General features: G+C 38.0%; 18 protein-coding genes. All 18 read left to right on the top strand.

Annotation, left to right across the window (positions count from 1 at the left end):
- Positions 1-199 precede the first annotated feature (199 nt).
- Positions 200-2,404 (top strand): single-stranded-DNA-specific exonuclease RecJ, encoded by a 2,205-nt coding sequence (gene recJ, locus GXX20_00905; protein ID HHW30226.1) that lies wholly within the window; start codon positions 200-202, stop codon positions 2,402-2,404.
- A gap of 19 nt (positions 2,405-2,423) precedes the next feature.
- A complete protein-coding gene (locus GXX20_00900; GenBank protein ID HHW30225.1) occupies positions 2,424-2,939 on the top strand; it encodes an adenine phosphoribosyltransferase in 516 nt (171 codons plus the stop codon).
- Between the two features lie 45 nt (positions 2,940-2,984).
- A complete protein-coding gene (locus GXX20_00895; protein HHW30224.1) occupies positions 2,985-5,192 on the top strand; it encodes a bifunctional (p)ppGpp synthetase/guanosine-3',5'-bis(diphosphate) 3'-pyrophosphohydrolase in 2,208 nt (735 codons plus the stop codon).
- Positions 5,193-5,308: 116 nt separating this feature from the next.
- On the top strand, positions 5,309-5,758 hold the full coding sequence (locus GXX20_00890) for a D-tyrosyl-tRNA(Tyr) deacylase (protein ID HHW30223.1): 450 nt from the start codon (positions 5,309-5,311) through the stop codon (positions 5,756-5,758).
- 46 nt (positions 5,759-5,804) lie between these two features.
- Positions 5,805-6,416: an MBL fold metallo-hydrolase gene (locus GXX20_00885; GenBank protein HHW30222.1), complete on the top strand. Its 612-nt coding sequence runs from the start codon at positions 5,805-5,807 to the stop codon at positions 6,414-6,416.
- Between the two features lie 31 nt (positions 6,417-6,447).
- Complete coding sequence (gene hemZ / locus GXX20_00880; protein ID HHW30221.1) at positions 6,448-7,956, top strand: coproporphyrinogen dehydrogenase HemZ; 1,509 nt, start codon at positions 6,448-6,450, stop codon at positions 7,954-7,956.
- Positions 7,953-8,741 carry a glutamate racemase gene (murI, locus tag GXX20_00875; GenBank protein HHW30220.1) on the top strand — a complete coding sequence of 263 codons (789 nt, stop codon included), beginning with the start codon at positions 7,953-7,955 and terminating at the stop codon, positions 8,739-8,741. The genes hemZ and murI overlap by 4 nt, the downstream gene beginning before the upstream one ends.
- A gap of 190 nt (positions 8,742-8,931) precedes the next feature.
- Positions 8,932-10,194: a histidine--tRNA ligase gene (locus tag GXX20_00870; GenBank protein ID HHW30219.1), complete on the top strand. Its 1,263-nt coding sequence runs from the start codon at positions 8,932-8,934 to the stop codon at positions 10,192-10,194.
- A 46-nt stretch (positions 10,195-10,240) separates the two neighbouring features.
- Entirely contained in the window at positions 10,241-12,034 is a 1,794-nt protein-coding gene (gene aspS / locus GXX20_00865; GenBank protein HHW30218.1) for an aspartate--tRNA ligase, read from the top strand.
- A gap of 343 nt (positions 12,035-12,377) precedes the next feature.
- Positions 12,378-12,893, top strand: a complete 516-nt coding sequence (locus GXX20_00860) for a sigma-70 family RNA polymerase sigma factor (GenBank protein HHW30217.1) — start codon at positions 12,378-12,380, stop codon at positions 12,891-12,893.
- Positions 12,890-13,387 carry a hypothetical protein gene (locus tag GXX20_00855; protein HHW30216.1) on the top strand — a complete coding sequence of 166 codons (498 nt, stop codon included), beginning with the start codon at positions 12,890-12,892 and terminating at the stop codon, positions 13,385-13,387. Before GXX20_00860 ends, GXX20_00855 begins: the two co-directional genes overlap by 4 nt.
- On the top strand, positions 13,368-13,892 hold the full coding sequence (locus tag GXX20_00850) for a hypothetical protein (GenBank protein HHW30215.1): 525 nt from the start codon (positions 13,368-13,370) through the stop codon (positions 13,890-13,892). The genes GXX20_00855 and GXX20_00850 overlap by 20 nt, the downstream gene beginning before the upstream one ends.
- Complete coding sequence (locus GXX20_00845; GenBank protein HHW30214.1) at positions 13,885-14,193, top strand: hypothetical protein; 309 nt, start codon at positions 13,885-13,887, stop codon at positions 14,191-14,193. Before GXX20_00850 ends, GXX20_00845 begins: the two co-directional genes overlap by 8 nt.
- A gap of 288 nt (positions 14,194-14,481) precedes the next feature.
- Positions 14,482-15,810, top strand: coding sequence for a stage II sporulation protein P (locus tag GXX20_00840; protein ID HHW30213.1), 1,329 nt, complete (start codon positions 14,482-14,484; stop codon positions 15,808-15,810).
- A gap of 111 nt (positions 15,811-15,921) precedes the next feature.
- On the top strand, positions 15,922-16,197 hold the full coding sequence (locus GXX20_00835) for a hypothetical protein (GenBank protein HHW30212.1): 276 nt from the start codon (positions 15,922-15,924) through the stop codon (positions 16,195-16,197).
- Between the two features lie 140 nt (positions 16,198-16,337).
- A complete protein-coding gene (lepA, locus tag GXX20_00830; protein ID HHW30211.1) occupies positions 16,338-18,146 on the top strand; it encodes an elongation factor 4 in 1,809 nt (602 codons plus the stop codon).
- A 75-nt stretch (positions 18,147-18,221) separates the two neighbouring features.
- On the top strand, positions 18,222-19,370 hold the full coding sequence (locus tag GXX20_00825; GenBank protein HHW30210.1) for an oxygen-independent coproporphyrinogen III oxidase: 1,149 nt from the start codon (positions 18,222-18,224) through the stop codon (positions 19,368-19,370).
- Between the two features lie 127 nt (positions 19,371-19,497).
- A complete protein-coding gene (gene hrcA / locus GXX20_00820; GenBank protein ID HHW30209.1) occupies positions 19,498-20,544 on the top strand; it encodes a heat-inducible transcription repressor HrcA in 1,047 nt (348 codons plus the stop codon).
- Positions 20,545-20,557 lie beyond the last annotated feature (13 nt).

Genomic DNA, 20,557 nt, shown 5'->3' with positions numbered 1-20,557 from the left:
TTGACAGATGGCTATTTGTAACATAATAATGAATAATGGACAAAACTATAATAGGAAAAATTTAAAGGATGGCATGATGATACAGGATAACCAGAAGACAAGAGAAAGCCAGGAAAATCAAAAAATTGAAAATACACAAAATATACAAAGTAATCAAAATAAAATGCAGGATAATCAAATAATAAATAAACTGGAGAATATGCAATTTGAAGAAACTGAAGGGGAAGCCCTTTGGATTCCTCACGATAAATACTGGGTAAGTAATGAAGCCCCTGCAGAAGAAGTGGATGAAATTTCACGAAACCTGGGTATTTCCAGGCTGCTGGCAAAGGTTTTGCTTAGCAGGGGAATAAAGGACCCCGATTATATCAAAGATTTTATAAATCCGTCTCCAGATGATTTTCATGATCCTTTCCTGCTAAAGGATATGGACAAGGCTGTGGACAGGATATGGAAGGCTATACAGAATAAAGAAAAAATAATTATATACGGTGATTATGATGTGGACGGAACCACATCCACTTCAGTTTTAATGGACTACCTGAGAGATATTGGAGATGATGTTGACTACTATATTCCCGACAGAATAGAGGAAGGCTATGGACTTTCAATAGAAGCCATGGATAAAATTGCCGGTACAGGGGCAACACTTATAATTACAGTGGATTGCGGCATTACTGCTGTTGAGGAAATAGCATATGCAAGAAGCAAAGGCATTGACGTGATTGTCACCGATCACCATGAATGTAAGTCGGAAATTCCTGAAGCAATTGCAGTAATTGACCCCTGGAGACAGGACTGCAGTTACCCTTTTAAAGAACTGGCAGGTGTGGGGATAGTTTTAAAATTGATAAACGCAATGAATATCAGGTACGGTATAGGCAAGAATTTTATTGATTACATGGAATTGGTGGCGTTGGGCACCATTGCGGATGTATCAAAAATCACCGGGGAAAACAGGGTTATTGCAAAATTTGGAATGGAAAAGATGAGTTCCAGCAGCAATATCGGACTAAGAAAGCTGATTGAGAAATCGGGACTAGAGGGAAAAACAATTAATACATACTCTGTAGGATTTATAATAGCTCCGAGGATTAATGCCGCAGGAAGAATTGGAGATGCAGGAAGAATTGTAAATCTCTTTACCGGTGACAGGGAAGAAGAAGCTGAAAAAATAGCCCTGGAATTAAATGAGGAAAATAGCAGGCGTCAGGAAACAGAACAATTAATACTTCAGGAAGCTTTTGATATTATTGAATCAGACCCTGAGTATCTGGATGATAAGGTATTGGTTGTAGCAGGGACAGGATGGCATAAAGGTGTGGTGGGAATTGTTTCTTCAAGAATTACTGAAAAGTACTACCGCCCCAGTATTTTAATATCAATAGAGGAAGGTATGGGCAAAGGCTCAGGAAGAAGCATCGAAGGCTTTAATTTGTTCAAGGCACTGACTCATTGCCAGCACCTGCTTGACAAGTATGGAGGTCATGAGCTTGCTGCGGGTCTTACTCTCCCGGAAGAAAATATACAGCTTTTCAGGAAGGCAATAAATGAATATGCAGATTTAGTAATGCAAGATGAAGATTTAATACCCAGAATAAAAGTTGATGCATATATAAATGATGAGGATATTACTCTGGAGAATATTAAAGAGCTTGATAAACTGGCTCCATTTGGTACCGGAAATCCCAGCCCTGTTTTTGCCTGCAATGACATAATTATAAGCAGCATCAGGTCAGTGGGAAAAGGAAAGCATTTAAAACTGGTCCTGAAAATAGGTGATATTTTTATAGACGCAATAGGTTTCAACATGGGAGATCTGGCTGAAGCATACAACAGCGGTGACGTGGTGGATGTAGCCTTTTCCCTGGAAGTAAATGAATGGAATAATATGGAGAAGGCCCAGCTGGTTCTTAAGGATATCAGGCCTTGTGCCAGGAAAAGCTTGATAAATGCCTTCTATTATAAATTAGATAAAGATGTTGAGAATAGCCGTTTATTAAAATATAATATAGATATAAGTTTGGATTTACGTAATATGCCTGTAGATTTGAAGGGAATAACGCTGAACAGGAAAGAATTAGAAGCAATTTACCAGTATATTAAAAATGCTGCGCTAAAAGAAGATTCCGGCAAGTATACAGGCAGGGATATAAGAGTAGATAACTTAATTACTTTTGCAAGCAAGATTTCCAAAACTTATGGAATTTCCATAAATTTTTTTAAATTAAAAAGAGCTATGGATATTTTTGAAGAGCTGAATTTACTGAGAAAAACACCATTAGGAAAGCTTGGCATGTATATTGTGCTAGAAAAGAATAATACGAAAAAAAACCTGGAGAACTCAAAAACATATATGAGATGCCAGGAAATTATAAACAAGTTGAGCAATAAGTCAACTTGATAAAATGGAGGAAATCGCGATGGATCTAAAGTCAAAATTAAGACATGTTTTAAATTTCCCGAAAGAGGGAGTGGATTTTATCGACATAACAACGGTCCTTCAGGATGCAGAGTCTCTTAAGGAATGTATTGACGGTTTGATAAGTGCAGCCGAGAGCTTTGGAGATTTTGACATCATAGTAGGTCCGGAATCCAGAGGATTTATCTTTGGGGCAACACTGGCTTATTCAATGAACAAAGGCTTTGTGCCAATAAGAAAAAAGGGAAAACTTCCATATAAAACAAAGAGTATAGAGTACGAACTTGAGTATGGGACAGATGTTCTGGAGATACATGAAGATGCTATAAAACCGGGCCAGAAAGTGGTTATTGTTGATGACCTCCTTGCCACCGGCGGTACGATAGAATCAAATATTAAGCTGGTAGAAATGCTGGGTGGAGAAGTAATAGGGCTGGTATTTTTCATAGAGCTTACTTTCTTAAAAGGCAGAGAAAGGCTCAAGAATTATAATGTAAAATCCATTGTACAGTTTTAGCAGTATGAAATAATACATTAGCAAGGTCATGGGCAGAGGTATATCATGCAGGATAGCTTGGTTGTGCAGAAAGATTATGAAAAACTGTTGAAAGCAATAAATGAATATAATCCAGGTTGCAAGTCAGAACTGCTTGAAAAAGCATACCTGGTTTCAAGAAGAGCTCACGATGGCCAAATGAGGGTGTCTGGTGAACCGTACATCACACACCCTGTTGAAGTTGCCTGCATTTTGGCTGAACTGGGTATGGACTGCGCTACCATAGTTGCAGGGCTACTGCATGATACCATAGAAGATACGACCTTTACCTTTGAACAACTGAGCGAAATATTTGGAGAAGAAATAGCCTCGCTTGTTGACGGAGTAACAAAACTGGGGAAAATACCATATTCAACAAAAGAAGAACAACAGGCTGAAAACTTAAGAAAAATGTTTATGGCCATGGCAAAAGATATCAGGGTTATAATGATTAAACTGGCCGACAGGCTGCACAATATGCGCACTCTCAAATATCTGAGCACCGACCGTCAACAGGCTAAAGCCAAGGAAACCTTGGAAATATATGCACCTCTTGCTCACAGGCTGGGTATATCAAAAATCAAATGGGAACTGGAAGATCTGTGTCTTAGATATCTTGATCCAAAAGGTTATTATGAACTGGTTAACAGTATTGCTCAAAAACGCAAAGAGAGGGAAGCATATATTACCCAGATAACAGAATCTCTGAAAACTAAAATTGACAATATAGGCATCAAGGCTCACATTGAGGGCAGGCCAAAGCATTTTTACAGTATTTATAAGAAAATGAAGAACCAAAACCGCACTCTTGATCAGATATATGACCTTTTTGCGGTGAGGATAATTGTGGATACCGTGAAGGACTGCTATGCGGTACTTGGACTGGTGCATGAGCATTACAGGCCTTTCCCGGGCAGATTTAAAGATTATATTGCTGTCCCCAAGCCGAATATGTATCAATCATTGCATACTACGGTAATAGGCCATGAGGGAGTACCTTTTGAAGTACAGATCAGAACCTGGGAAATGCATAGAGTGGCAGAAGTAGGAATTGCGGCCCACTGGAAATATAAAGAAGGCAATACCAACACAAGTGATTTTGAAATTAAGCTTACATGGCTGAGGCAGCTACTTGAATGGCAGAAGGAAATGCGGGATGCCAAGGAGTTTGTAGAAACACTGAAAGTTGACCTGTTTTCAGGTGAGGTTTTTGTTTTTACACCTAAGGGTGATGTAATAAACTTACCTGCAGGATCTACACCCATTGATTTTGCCTATGCCATTCACAGTGCCATTGGAAACAAGATGATGGGAGCCAAAGTCAACGGGAAGCTGGTTCCTCTTGAGTACAAATTGCAGAACGGCGATATGGTGGAGATTCTCACATCAGCAAGCATACATGGCCCCAGCAGGGACTGGCTCAAAATAGTAAAGAGTACTCAGGCCAGAAATAAGATAAACGCATGGTTTAAAAAAGAAAAAAGGGAAGAGAATATTGCAAGAGGCAAAGAGCTTGTGGAGAAAGAATTAAAGAAAGAAGGATTGCCTTACAGCAAGCTGTTTAAGCCTGAGTGGGTTGATATAATCCTTAAAAAATATTCTTTTAATACATTAGATGACCTGTATGCCGCAATAGGGTATGGTGCTATAACGTCACACCGGGTGGTATCCAGGCTGAAAGAAGAATACAGGAAAACACTCAAACCTGAAGAACTTGTGGACCAGGAACTTGAACGAGCAGTGCAGACCAGGAGTGTACGCAGTAAAAAGAGTCCCAGGGAAAATGGAATAGTAGTGAAGGGACTCCACAATTGCCTTGTCAGATTATCCCGCTGCTGCAATCCTGTTCCTGGGGACGATATTATTGGGTATATTACCCGGGGAAGAGGAGTTTCGGTTCACAGGAGAGATTGTGTTAATGTGCTGAATAATATTAACGAACAGGACAGGTTAATTGAAGTAAGCTGGTATACTGCGGGAGATGTAGCCTATAATGCTGAAATTAATGTTCTTGCCTATGACAGGCCGGCACTGCTTATGGATATTACCAATGTCCTGGGTGATTCTAAAATACCCCTTAAGGCAATGAATGCCAGGACTACAAAAGATAATATAGCAATCATGAACCTGACACTGGAAATAACAGATACAGAACAACTGGAAAAAATCATAAAGAGTATAAGAAAGGTACATGGAGTTTTTGAAGTTGAAAGAAGCAAGCACCAGGTAAGATAGTATATAGGAGTAAAACTATTCTAAAATAAACTATCCATTCTTTCAACTTCATTTCGCCGGCATTGTTTTAAGTTTGCTTGACTTCTGTACCTTTAAGCTATATAAAGGAGGAAAATATGCGGGCAGTAGTACAAAGAGTACGTGAGGCCAGAGTATCAGTGGACAATAAAATAATAGGCGAAATTGGAAAAGGTCTTGTAGTACTTTTAGGTGTTGGGACCAATGATACAGAAAAAGATTTAACCTATCTGGCCGATAAAATTTTAAATTTGAGAGTATTTGAAGACGAAAACGGGAAAATGAATATCTCATTAATGGATGTAGGTGGAGAATTGCTAATTGTCTCACAGTTTACACTTTATGGAGACTGCAGAAGAGGCAACAGGCCAAGTTATACTAATGCTGCTCCCCCGGCGGAAGCAGAGGACTTTTACAATAGATTTGTTGACTATTGCAAGCAACGTGGAGTTAAGGTAGAAACAGGAAAATTCCAGGCTGAAATGCTTGTTGAAATACATAATGACGGTCCTGTTACAATATTGATAGATAGTAAAAAAGAATTTTGATAAATACAAGGTAGAATTTTTTGTTGAGATATAAACGGAGGCAGAAATGATATATAAACGGCTTAATACAGGAATGCTTGGTTCAAACTGCTATTTGATAGGAGATGAAGGTGAAGGGGTAATAATTGATCCTGGAGCCAGCAGCAGAGATATACTGAATATGGTTGAAGAATCAGGCCTTAAAATAAAATACATTATTTTAACCCATGCCCACCTGGATCATATATGCTCAATGGATAAAATACGGGATAAACTAGGGGCCCAGGTTGCCGTACATGAAAAAGATGCGGCGGCCCTTAGCGACAGTTGGGCAAACGGAGCTTCCCTGTTTGGCGCCAATGAAACTTACAGAGATGCAGATGTATTGTTAAAAGACGGTCAGATCCTAAAGGTTGGCAATCTTGAACTTGAAATAATACATACTCCAGGGCATACTGAAGGCAGTATATGTATAAAGGTAGGAAATAAAGTTTTCACAGGGGATACTCTGTTCAGGATGTCAATAGGAAGGTCGGATCTGGGCAGGGGAGATCATGAAGACCTGATGAATTCAATATATAACAAGCTTATGGCTTTAGAGGACAATGTTGAGATATATCCTGGACATGGGACTACTTCTACCATTGGGTATGAGAGGGTGAATAATCCTTTCTTTTAAGCCTCTTTCTTTAATATTGGAGAAATGCTAGATGATATATTTAAAATATGACACTGATCTATATGAATATGAAATAGCTGATATTATAAGATTGTTTTTCAAAGAAGAGCAAACTTGCAGGCTTACAGATGATAAGGCAGTAAAAGAAATTTCCGGGGAAACAGTCCTACTAAGAACATGGGTGGAAAATAATAAAAACTGCCGCACCTTTATACTTTCTATAAAAGGAAAAGATATAAAAGGAAAAGATTTCGATACTTTAATAGAAATACCTGAAGAAGGGTTACGTGAAGGATTAAAGCTAAAAAAACAATATTTAAAAAAAGAACTATATAAAGCTTTATCTATAATATCCGGAAAAGAATCTCCCTGGGGAACACTGACCGGAGTGAGACCTTCAAAAATAGTCCATGAAATGCTGGAAAATGGATATAATGAATATGAAGTATTGGAAAAACTTCAGAAGAATTACCTTGTATCTGCCAAAAAAGCAAATCTTTTGTATGAAGTAGCAAAAACCGAGAAAAGGATACTTGATACAGCATATCCGGACACCGTAAGCCTGTACATCGGAATACCTTTCTGTACTACAAGATGCCTCTATTGCTCCTTTACTTCAAATTCCATAGATAAATGCAGGCATCTGATAGATGGTTATTTATCGGCTCTTCATGAAGAAATGAAGGGCGTAAAAGAAATATTGGAGAATAATTCTCTTAAGCTGCAAAGTATATATATAGGGGGAGGCACTCCTACCTCAATAGATTGTAACCAGTTGGAAAGACTGCTGGAGCTAACAGCCTTAAGTTTTAATACAGAAGATGTGGATGAGTATACTTTTGAAGCAGGCAGGCCTGACACAATTAATAAAGAGAAACTAGAAATTATTAAAGGCAGCAAGGTAAGCAGAATATGTATAAATCCCCAGACCATGAATGATGAAACCTTGCTTGCAATAGGAAGAAACCATACAGCCAGCAGTATACGGGAAGCCTTTACTCTTGCCAGGGAGGTTGGATTTAATAACATAAATATGGATATCATAACCGGCCTTCCAGGTGAAAATCTTCAAATGTTTGAGAATACATTAAAAGAAATTGGCAAATTATCTCCTGAAGCTGTTACAGTACATGCTATGGCGGTAAAAAGGGCATCCAGGTTTAAGGAGGAAAGGGAGAAATATAAAATGATTTCAGACCAGGAAGCATCAGATATGATGGATTTGGCGTATAAGCACGCCAAAAACCTTGGCATGCATCCCTACTATTTATACCGCCAGAAAAACATACTTGGGAATCTGGAGAATGTAGGCTATAGCAAACCGGGCTATGAGTGCATATACAATGTTCAGATTATGGAGGAGAAGCAGACTATAATAGCCCTTGGGGCAGGAGCGGTCACCAAAGTGGTGTATCCTCAGGAAAACAGAATAGAGAGGGCTTTTAATGTCAAGAATGTAGAAGAGTATATAAAAAGGATACCTGAAATGCTGGAGCGGAAGAAAAAACTGTTATGTGCAAAAGGTGATGAGAAATCTTGAAGATAGGTTTTTTTGATTCTGGAATAGGAGGTATAACCGTCCTTAGAGAAGCATTAAAATTATTGCCTTATGAGGATTATTTTTACTATGCGGACACTCTTCATGTACCCTATGGCATGAAACCTAAGGAAGAAGTGAAAAAACATATCCTGGAAGCAGTAGAATATATGGTTGGACAGGGGCTGAAGTTGCTGGTAGTAGCATGTAATACAGCAACCAGTATAGCAATAGAGGATCTGCGCAAAATATACCGGTTTCCGGTCATAGGGATGGAACCTGCGGTAAAACAAGCGGTGGACAAAAACGGTTGTAAAGGAAAACGTATTCTTGTATTGGCTACTTCCCTTACTCTTAAGGAAGAAAAGTTCCAAAACCTTGTGTCAAAAGTTGACCAGGAGCATATTGTTGATTACCTGCCGCTGCCTGAACTGGTATCATTTGCTGAAGAGCTGGAGTTCAGGCCTCATGTAATAAAACCCTATCTTAAGGAGAAACTCTCGGCTTTTGAATTTGATAATTATAGCACGGTGGTTTTGGGATGTACCCACTACCCTTTGTACTATAATTATTTCAGAGAGATTTTACCAATACATGTTGATATAATAGACGGAAGTGCAGGCACAGTAAGGCATATGAGGAATATAATGGAAGAAAAGGGGCTGCTGAAGAAAGGCACAACCAAGGCAGGAGAAATAGTTTTTCATACTTCAGGGAATAGTACATGGGACAAAAAGAAAAGAGAAAGCTTTAAAGAACTTTTATACAATCCCGTTGCAGCAAGATAAATATTACTCAGTGCGCTATCTGCGAGCCCATATGGGTTATATAAAAAACCCATATGGGCAGACTTCAATAATTTCGATTTATATTGACAATATCTTCATGCATAATTAAAATAACAAGAATGAAGAACATTTAATGAAGAACATTAATTTAGTGTATAAGTACATTTATTTAATGTAAATGGAGGTAAAAATGCTTACAAGAGCTCCAAAAGGCACAAGAGATATATTGCCGGATGAAATTTACAAGTGGCAGTATATTGAAAAAATTATAACAGAAGTATGTGATAAGTTCGGTTATAAGGAAATCAGAATACCTGTATTTGAACATACTGAACTGTTTGAAAGAGGCGTGGGAGATACCACGGATATAGTTCAAAAGGAAATGTATACTTTTCTTGATAAAGCCGGAAGAAGCCTTACACTGCGCCCTGAGGGAACTGCCGGAGTGGTGAGGAGTTATATCCAAAACGGAATGGCTTCCATGGCTCAACCTGTCAAATTATACTATAATATTTCCGCTTACAGATATGAAAATGTTCAAAAGGGAAGATACAGGGAATTCCATCAATTTGGAGTAGAAGCCTTTGGAGCGCCCGGTCCTTCAATAGATGTAGAAGTTATAAGCATACTGGATGTTTTATTCAAAAGACTTGGCCTTAAAGATATAGAATTGAATATAAATAGTTTAGGATGTCCTGAATGCAGAAAAGAATATAATAAGAAGCTGCTGGAATATTTTAAGCCTTATATCAATGATATGTGCCATAACTGTAAAACCAGATACAGCAGAAATCCATTAAGGCTCCTGGACTGTAAAGAAGAAAAATGCAGGGAATATGCCATGGGTGCCCCTGCATTGCTGGACAATGTCTGCGATACTTGTAAAGAACATTTTGAAGGATTAAAAGAAGGATTGGACAATATTAATATAAAATATAATGTAGATAAAAATATTGTTAGAGGGCTGGACTATTATACAAAGACAGTTTTCGAATATGTTTCAAAAAATGTAGGCACTCAGGGAACAATTTGCGGAGGCGGAAGGTATGACGGATTGGTAGAAATTTGCGGAGGCCCTCCGACACCAGGTATAGGATTTGCCCTTGGAATAGAAAGGCTGCTTCTTGAGATGGACAGCAGGGGTGTGAATATACCTGAACCTGAAAAATTAGATATATTCTTGGCAGTGATAGGTGAAAATGCCCGAAAATTTGCTGAAAAGCTTGTATATAAACTTAGAAGTGAGAATATAAGAGCTGAAACCGATCATATGGCAAGAAGTCTGAAAGCTCAGTTAAAATACGCGGATAAATTAGGCGCAAGAACAGTGGTAGTACTTGGAGATGAAGAAATAGAGAGCAACAAGGCAGTGCTCAAAAACATGCAAACCGGAGAACAAAAGGATGTAAGTCTGGATTCAATATTAGACAGGCTAAAAAACAAGTGCATTTAGTAACTATATGGTATTAAGCAACTATATATATGGAGGGATTATTATTATGGAAGATACGATTTATGGATTAAAGAGAACACATAGATGTGCAGAACTGGATATTAGCAATGTAGGACAAGAAGTGACAGTTATGGGATGGGTCCATAAGAGAAGGGACCTTGGGGGAGTAATATTTATTGATTTAAGAGACAGAAGCGGAATACTTCAGGTAGTAATCAGCGCAGAGAACAGCCAGGAGGTATTTAATAAGGGAGAAACAGTAAGAAGCGAGTATGTGATTGCTGTTGTTGGACAGGTTGTCAAAAGAGATCCTGAGACAGTAAACCCCAAGATAAAAACCGGGGAGATTGAGGTTGTGGCTAAGGAATTAAGAATACTCAGCAAATCCGAAACCCCTCCCATATATATAGAGGAAGATTCAGACATAAGCGAAATATTAAGACTTAAGTATAGGTATCTGGACCTTAGAAGGCCTGATATGCAAAGAAATCTTATGCTCAGGCACCGTGTTGCAAAAATTGCAAGAGATTATTTTGATGAGAAGGGATTTATTGAGATAGAAACTCCCATGCTCACAAAAAGTACTCCGGAAGGAGCAAGAGATTATCTTGTGCCCAGCAGGGTACACCCTGGAAAGTTTTATGCTTTGCCCCAATCACCTCAGATATTTAAACAGCTTCTTATGGTATCAGGTTTCGACAGGTATTTCCAGATAGTAAAATGTTTCAGGGATGAGGATTTAAGAGCTGACAGGCAACCTGAATTTACTCAGATAGATATTGAAATGTCTTTTGTCAATGTAGAAGACGTTCTGGAAATAAATGAGGAGTTCATAAAAAGAGCTTTTAAAGAAGCCTTAGGAATAGAATTGAACTATAAATTCCCCAGGTTGACATATAAAGAAGCTATGGACAGGTTTGGTACAGACAAGCCTGATACAAGATTCGGGCTTGAATTGGTTAATATATCCGATCTGGTTGCTGAATGCGGATTTAAAGTATTTTCTGATGCAGTAAAAAAAGGTGGAAGTGTCAGGGCAATTAATGCAAAAGGTTGTGGAAGGAAATTTAGCAGAAGGGAAATTGACGGCCTGATAGATTTTGTTAAGACTTTCAAAGCAAAAGGAATGGCCTGGATAGTTGTAGAAGAAAATGAACTTAAGTCTGCCATAACAAAATTCTTCACAGATGAAGAAATAAAATCCATACTGGAAAGAATGAAAGCCGAGCCAGGAGATTTACTATGCTTTGTAGCAGATAAAGATGAAATTGTATTTGATGCTTTAGGACATCTGAGGCTTGAACTGGCAAGGAGACTTGACCTTATTGAAAAAGACAAGTTTAACTTCCTGTGGGTAATTGAATTTCCTCTTCTTGAATACAGTGAAGAAGAAAAACGCTGGGTAGCAAAACATCATCCCTTTACTTCACCCATGGATGAAGATATCCAGTATCTCGATACAGACCCTGGAAGAGTCCGTGCCAAGGCATATGACATGGTATTAAACGGAGTTGAATTGGGCGGAGGAAGTATTAGAATACACAGCCAGGAAATTCAGCAAAAAATGTTTAAGCTTCTAGGGTTTACACAGGAACAGGCCTGGGATAGATTTGGGTTCCTGCTTGAAGCATTCAAATATGGAACACCACCTCATGGCGGCTTGGCCTTCGGATTAGACAGGCTGGTTATGCTCATGGCAGGAAGAAATTCCATTCGTGATGTAATAGCATTCCCGAAAATTCAGAATGCTTCAGATCCGATGACCAATGCACCCAGTACAGTTGATCCCAAGCAGCTAAGAGAACTTTATATACGAACTGTAGAAGCTGAGATAAAATAAACGCAGTTTTTGCTGATTACGTATAGATTATATAATTCGCACTTAACGAAACTTCGGTATTATTAAGTCACGCATATGCTAAAAAAGCTGACACAATATATTATTATATAATTAATGAATAAAAAACTCTTCAACTTTGAAGAGTTTTTTTTATGTGAATCGTTATATATAACGAGGCGGCAAAATGTATCCTGCAGGTGGCAGACGCCGATTTGGCGTTCAGATAATGAAAAAAAGATACGCCTCGTTGAAACAGCGTAGATGTAAGTAAATTATCCTACAATCGAAAAATATTCTTTTGAACATAGGTGTTATAATGAAGAGGAAATAAGATATACAAAGGATGGTGAAGATTATAAAGAAAGAACAATTCATAGAATTAGTAAAGCAGTATGAAAACTTAGTCTTCACTATTTGCCTTTCTTTTACCAGAAATTATTTTGACGCAGAGGACCTGGCCCAGGAAACTTTTTTGTCTGCATATAATAACATTGACAATTTTGACGGTAAGAACTTTAAAGGCTGGTTAACCACCATAGCTGCAAATAAGTGCAGAGATTATCTAAAGAGTCCTGCCAGGAATATAACCTGCCTGTCTGAAGCGGATATTGAAGACATACAGGATAATAAGGAATTACCGGAAACTGTTGTAATAAATACGGATTCTGAAAACAGGGTTTTTTATTTGTGCAATAAATTAAGAGAACCCTACAGGACAGTATCAATAAATTATTTCTGTAAGAACAGGAAATTATCGGATATTGCAAGAGATACCGGAGAAAACCTGAAAACACTTCAGACCCGGCTGACAAGATCAAAGAAGCTATTAAGAGATTTATGGAAGGAGGAATATATGTGAAAGAAATATTTGATGAGAATGGACATTTGGCCGGTTTCGCACTGGAAGCCCTCAAAAAAGGCGCATTAACTGAAGATGAACTATTACAGGCAACATCACATATAGCCGAATGTCTATACTGTGCAGAAGCTTTTTCCGGAAGCTTTATGGATTCAGAACTGAAGAAAGTACCTTCGGGTTTTGCTGATGAAATAATGAGAAAACTGCCTTCTGCTCCCGAAGAAAACAGGAATAACAAAAAACTTTTGTTTTACTCCTTCAGAGTTGCAGTTGCTGTTTGTGCTTCTTTGGCAATTATATTCTCAGGTTTCCTGGATTTCTACGCAAATGCAATTAATTATACTGAAAGGTATCCTGAAAGATATGCTGAAAGATTTAATACATCAGAACAAAAGCTGATTGATTATATTAATGATATAAATACAGGATTAAAGGATTTCTCACAAAAAATTTTAAATATGGAGGTATCATTAAATGAGACAGAAGAAGAATAAGTTTTTTACATTTGTATTTTCACTTTTGCCCGGAGCAGGACATATGTTTATGGGCTTTATGAAAATAGGAGTTTCACTGATGTCAGCTTTCTTCCTTATTATCTTTATTGCAAGCTGGCTAAATATTGGCCCACTGCTTTTTATCCTGCCGATTCTTTGGTTTTATTCATTCTTTGATTGCATAAATAAATATTATTCAAGTGATGAGGAATTTGCCCAGTATGAAGATACTTTTTTATTCTCACTTGACAGTATAATGAAAAATTGTGGTTTTATTTTTAAAAAACAGGGATTATATGCCGGCATTTTGTTAATAATTTTTGGTGTGTACCTTATTTTGAACAATATTATGCTTAGTTTGTGGAATTATATCCCTGAAGATATATACAGATTTATTCGTGGCATCACCAGGGTTTTCCCACAATTTGTAATTGGAATCGTAATAATACTGATAGGAATCCGGCTTATTGCAGTTAAAAAAGAGGAGTGTGACAGAGATGTTTAAAGGCCGTAGGGTAGGCACTCTTACAGCAGGTATAGTGCTTGTAGGTTTCGGACTTTTGTTTTTAACCCGTATATTTTTACCGGATATGGATTATAGGTTTATCTTTTCACTATGGCCTATTATACTTGTCCTTATGGGAATCGAAATGCTGGTATTTTTCGCAGGAAAAAAGGATGAACCTATGAAATATGATGTGGGAGCCATTGTACTGGTAATATTGTTGGCATTATTCGCAATGGTGATGGCAGGAGCTGAATTTGTTATAGATAATTATCCTGAATTAAAAAAATTTATTCAGTAGAAATATTTCCCCCAAAATAATAGTCCAAAATGATAGTATGATATAAAAAATATAATAAAGTAAAAAAGGTCCAAATTTAACGGATAGCCGTTGTTTGGACCTTTTTTGCATCTTTTATAACAAGGCGGCAATCAGGTTAATACTTGAAAAGCCGGAAGGTATCAGCCGCCTATAGAGATTGAGAGAAGATCACGTTTCTATATAACTTGTCATAATATCCATGTTTCCAGAATATTATTGAATAACGGGCTATAGTATCTACCTTAATTATTAATATTAGGAGTTGCCATGAGACAAGCATACATAAAGAAAAAAAGAAAAGAAAAATACCGCAGGATATTCATGATACCTCTTACAGTAATTTTATGCATTACTGCGATCAGTTTTGGCATTTTTGCTGGAAACACACTTTTTTCAATGGACATGGATATTGTGAAAAATATAGATACAGAGAATTTCAAGGGAACTCTCAACCTGTCCCTGCCAATAATTAATACAGTATATAACAGTGGAAATATCAGCACTTCATTACTAAATGAAATAAAAGATGTAATCGGATATATATTTAACTTTCAGTTAAATTCTCCTGTAACAATATTAAACTCCCAGTCGCCATATTTTAACACCTACTACAACAATATACTTATAGCACAAAAAGAGAGCATATCAGAACCTGAACTGGAAGACACCGGAGGCTCTGATCCTGATGATTATAGTGCCCGGGATGATACGAATGATGAAAATCAATATTTAGAAGGAGGGTCAGGTATAGAATATATTCCTGACATGGAGGGTTATGAAGGAGAGTTTCTGGAAGGAATAGATGTGGCGTGGTTCCACGAAGAAACCGAAGACAGGGATCTTTCCAAGCTGGAGGTCCAGACCAGTGGAAAAATTGAAATTCAAAATGAAACAAAATATAAGATAGATATTGAAGCTTTATTAAAAGAACCTCTCAAAATAAAATTTGATAAGAAAGGGCCAAAGATTCTTATTTACCATACTCATACTACCGAAGCTTATTTAAAGAATTTAGCTGACCTTGGGAAAAAAGACTCACCCAACTCATCACCAGACCCCAGGAGTAATGTAGTAAGAGTTGGAAATGAACTGGCTCAAACCCTTCAAAAAACCTATGGTATTGAGGTAATTCACAATGGTACTGTTCATGATTATATTTATAATAACTCATATGGCAATTCATTAAATACCGTTACACAGATATTAAAGAGCTATCCCTCAATAAAAATAACTCTTGATATTCACAGGGACGGCCTGGCTAAAGACCAGGGAAAGCTAAGAAGAGTCAAGGAGATAGACGGTAAAGCGGTAGCCCAGGTTATGTTTGTTATTGGAACCGATGCAAACGGATTTAAACATCCTAATTGGAAGGAGAATTTAAAGCTTGCTCTGAAACTCCAGGAAAAGCTAAACGAAATATGCCCCGGCCTGGCAAGACCTATACTGATAAGCAAAAACAGGTATAACCAGCACCTTACAACCGGATCCCTTATTATAGAGATAGGTGGTGACGGCAACACACTGAATGAAGCCCTGGAAAGTACCAAGTATGTGGCTAAAGCCATAAATGAGGTTATAAGCAAACTGAGTAACTGACCGCCCTGAAGTCCAGGTTATAAGTAATTAATTAGATTTTTTTGGGAATAATATCTAGAAAAGGGAGCAAGGGGACGGTTCTTTTGCTTCCAGGCTTGGAGGTTCAGTTACGTGAACAGGCTGGAAAGGTTCAGGACCGCAAGGCGGTTTAAAAGAAGATATACATCATTATTTCTTTTATTCTTTTTCATTATTACTTTTGGATTATGTATAGTTGATTACTCTACAAACTGGCTGTTAAAAAACCAGAAAAGTATTCAATTAATAGGTTTTTATATGGAAGGTGCCTTTCTGGAAGTTAAAATTCTGGACGAGTCTCTTAAAATAGACGTCTCTGTTATTCTTAATGATTTGGAGAGGCTGAAACAAAGGTTCGCCAGAGAATAGTTATTGGTGCCAAAATAAAATAATTATTGGTGTCCAAATAAAGAATTATATCATGAATTTTTTCAAATTCATGATATAATATTTTATCAAGGAAAAAACTTAATAAATAAAACTTAGCCAGAAATAGAGAGGAGTAATCAATGGGGAGCGAAAGACAAAAGAGAATAAGGAATTTTTGTATAATTGCCCACATTGACCATGGGAAATCCACTCTTGCCGACAGGCTTATAGAAATGACTGGAGCCTTAAGCGAACGTGAGATGGAGGATCAGGTTCTGGACAACATGGAAATTGAAAAGGAACGTGGGATTACAATAAAGCTCCAGGCAGTCAGGATGAAATATAAAGCCCGGGACGGTGAAGAGTATACTTTAAACCTGATAGATACTCCCGGACATGTGGACTTTAATTATGAAGTCTCACGGAGTCTTGCTGCATGTGAAGGAGCCATACTGGTAGTTGATGCTTCACAGGGAATCGAAGCCCAGACTCTTGCCAATACTTATCTGGCACTTGAGCACAATCTTGAAATTGTACCTGTAATTAACAAAATTGATTTACCAAGTGCCCAGCCTGACCATGTAAAGCATGAAATTGAAGATGTGATTGGACTGGATGCGAGCGACGCGCCGCTAATATCTGCCAAAAACAGGATTAATATAGAAGAAGTTCTGGAGGCAATAGTAAATAAGATACCTTGTCCTGAAGGTGATGAGGACATTCCTCTTAGAGCTCTTATATTCGATTCCATATATGACAGCTACAAAGGGGTTATAGCCTATGTCAGGATAAAAGAAGGAAGGGTAAAGCCAGGCGATGAAATAAAGATGATGTCCACCGGCAAAGAGTTCCAGGTTACTGAGGTAGGTTATTTCAGGCCTGGAGCCTATATGCCCTGTGATGAACTTATTGCAGGAGATGTAGGATACATCAGTGCCAGCATAAAGAATGTAAAGGATACAAGAGTAGGAGATACGATTACCTTATCCCGGAATCCTGCAAAAGAACCTCTTCCAGGGTATAAGAAAGTTGTACCTATGGTATTTTGCGGCATATATCCCGCAGACGGGGCAAAATACGATGACCTGAGAGATGCTCTTGAGAAACTGCAATTAAATGATGCAGCTCTAATTTTTGAACCCGAAACATCGGGAGCGCTGGGATTCGGTTTCAGGTGCGGATTTCTTGGGCTTCTCCATATGGAAATAATTCAGGAACGGCTTGAGAGGGAGTATGACCTGGATCTGGTAACTACTGCTCCAAGCGTTGTATATGAAGTGATAAAAACCGACGGGCAGCTACTGCATATCGATAACCCCACCAATATGCCTTCTGCTGACTCTATTGAGGAGATCAGAGAACCTGTTGTTAAGGCATCTATAATGTTGCCTACAGAATTTGTAGGTAATATTATGGAACTTGCACAGGAAAGACGGGGAACTTTTAAAGACATGGTATATATAGATGAAGCAAGGGTTATGCTGAATTATGAGTTACCCTTGAATGAAATAATATATGACTTTTTTGATGCTTTAAAGTCCAGGTCCAGAGGATATGCTTCCTTTGATTATGAACTAATAGGATACAGGAAAGCAGATTTGATAAAACTGGACATAATGATAAATTCTGAAATAGTGGATGCTCTTTCGTTTATTGTTCACAAAGACAAAGCTTATGCCAGAGGCAGAAGAATAGCTGAGAAGCTGAAGGAGTCCATTCCAAGGCAGCAGTTTGAAATTCCTATACAGGCCTGCATAGGTGGCAAAATTATTGCCCGGGAAACTGTAAAAGCCTATAGGAAAGACGTACTTGCAAAATGTTATGGAGGAGATATCACACGGAAAAAGAAGCTCCTTGAGAAGCAGAAGGAAGGCAAAAAGCGAATGCGCCAGGTAGGAAGCGTGGAGGTACCCCAGGAGGCCTTTATGAGCGTTTTAAAGCTGGATTGATGTAAATATTTAAAAAGAATTATTAGAGAATTATTAGAGAGTAAAATTGGGAGAGTAGCACTGGAAAAGTAAAAGATGAATGAAGTAACAGGAATTTATATACATCTGCCTTTTTGCAGGTCAAAATGCAATTATTGTGATTTTAACTCCTATCCTGACAAGGATAATCTTATACCTGCATACTTCAAGGCTGTTGAGATGGAACTGGACAGTTACGGAAATAAGCTAAAACACCATAGAATTAATACCATATTCATAGGTGGTGGCACTCCTTCATATGTAAATGAGAAGTATATCATTCAATTATTAAATACATGCCGCCGGAATTTTAATATAAGCAGCAATGCTGAAATAACCATAGAATCCAATCCGGGAACTCTCTGCCGGGATAAAGTAAAAGCATACAGGCAATCAGGCATCAACAGGCTAAGCATTGGCCTTCAGGCCTGGCAGGACAGGATTCTAAAAAAATTAGGCAGGACCCATACTTTAGAAGATTATTTAAACAATTTTTCTCTAGCCAGGGAAGAAGGCTTTGACAATATAAGTACTGATCTTATATTTGCTATCCCAGGCCAGACTCTGGAGGAATGGTGTGAAACCCTTGAGAATGTTGTAGCCATGGGGCCGGAACATATTTCATGCTATAGCCTCCAGATCGAAGAAGGAACTGTATTCGGCAGATTGTTCTCAGAGGGTGGCCTGACTCCTGTAGATGATGAATATGACAGGGAAATGTATTATAGGGCAAAGGAAATACTGAGAAATGCCGGTTATGAACATTATGAAATATCTAATTTTGCAAAGCCCGGTTACCAATGCAAACACAACCTGATATACTGGCAAACCGCTCAGTATCTTGGAGTGGGTGCCGGAGCCCATTCCTATATTGAGGGAAAGAGATTCAATAATGTATACAGCCCTGAGAAATATATAAACCTTATTCAGACTGGAAAATCCACTGTAGAAAATGTTATCAATATAGACAGAGAAGAAGCCATGTCCGAATACATGATCCTGGGACTTAGACTCATAGAGGGGATAAGCGGCAGAGATTTTGAAAATAAATTCGGAGTTGGACTTTGGGAGGCTTTTGGAGTGCCATTGGAAAAGTTGTTGCGCAAGGGGCTTATTGTGATTGATCCGGAGAAAGGAAACAATGTGAGATTAACTGAAAAGGGACTGGATCTGGCCAATCAGGTGTTTGTGGAGTGCATAAGGTAAAGGGACGTACCTCTATAAAAAGCTAAGATACACTCCATAAAGCTCTTGACAAAAAAATGCACTAGTGATATTTTTAAAGGAGGATTAGCACTCAACACAGGAGAGTGCTAACAAGGAGGTGAGGTAGATGTTACTGGATGAAAGGAAAAGAAAAATTCTTCATGCAGTGGTTAGTGATTATATTAGCTCAGCAGAGCCTGTAGGTTCAAGGACCATAGCAAAGAAGCATGAACTAGGTCTTAGTTCTGCTACTATAAGAAATGAAATGTCTGACCTTGAAGAAATGGGATACCTTGAGCAGCCACATACATCTGCCGGAAGAATTCCCTCAGATAAAGGTTACAGGCTGTATGTTGATGAATTAATGAGCATCAGGGGCTTAACATTTGAAGAGATAGAGACTATCAGATTAGCCATGGAAACAAAAATCAATGAATTGAACCAGTTGTTGAGACAGGCTACAGATGTTATGTCCCGTTTAACAAAATATACTTCAATGGCTATTACTCCTCACATGAAGAAGAGCATTATTAAATCTGTCAGAGTAATACCTATTGATAACGGAAAAGCGCTTATTATTTTAGTGACAAGCGGTGGTACTGTCAAAAACAGCATTATTAAAGTATCAGATTATGCTACCATGGATTATCTGAATAAAGTATCCAATGCATTGGAGCAGAAACTGGTGGGGCTTGCTGTTGGAGACGTAAATGAAATGATTTTGTCGGATTTATCCAACATTGTAATAGATTCCAGACTAATGATGAAAACTATAATAGATGGATTATCAGACTGCATAGAGGGTATAGATAACCGTGAAGTATACCTTGAAGGAACTTCTAATATTTTCAATTTTCCTGAATTCCGGGATATTGCCAAGGCTAAAGAATTTCTTAGTGTACTTGACAGGATCAGCCTTCTGAAAAAACTGTTGAACAGCAATAATAACCAAACAGATAAAATAAACATAAAGATCGGTTCTGAAAATGAAATAGAGGAGATAAAAGATTGCAGTTTGATAAAAGCTACTTACAGTATTGGTGATATGATAATTGGATCTATTGGAGTTATCGGACCAACAAGAATGGATTACGCCAAGGTTATTTCCTCTATGATGTATATCAGGAAAAAGATAAACCAGGAAATACTGAAACTTTTCAGAGATGATGAGTAATGATTTACTTATC

Source organism: Clostridiaceae bacterium (assembly GCA_012840395.1).
Taxonomy (GTDB): domain Bacteria; phylum Bacillota; class Clostridia; order Acetivibrionales; family DULL01; genus DULL01.
Note: the sequence above shows the minus strand (reverse complement) of the source record. Positions and strands in the feature narration are given on the sequence as shown.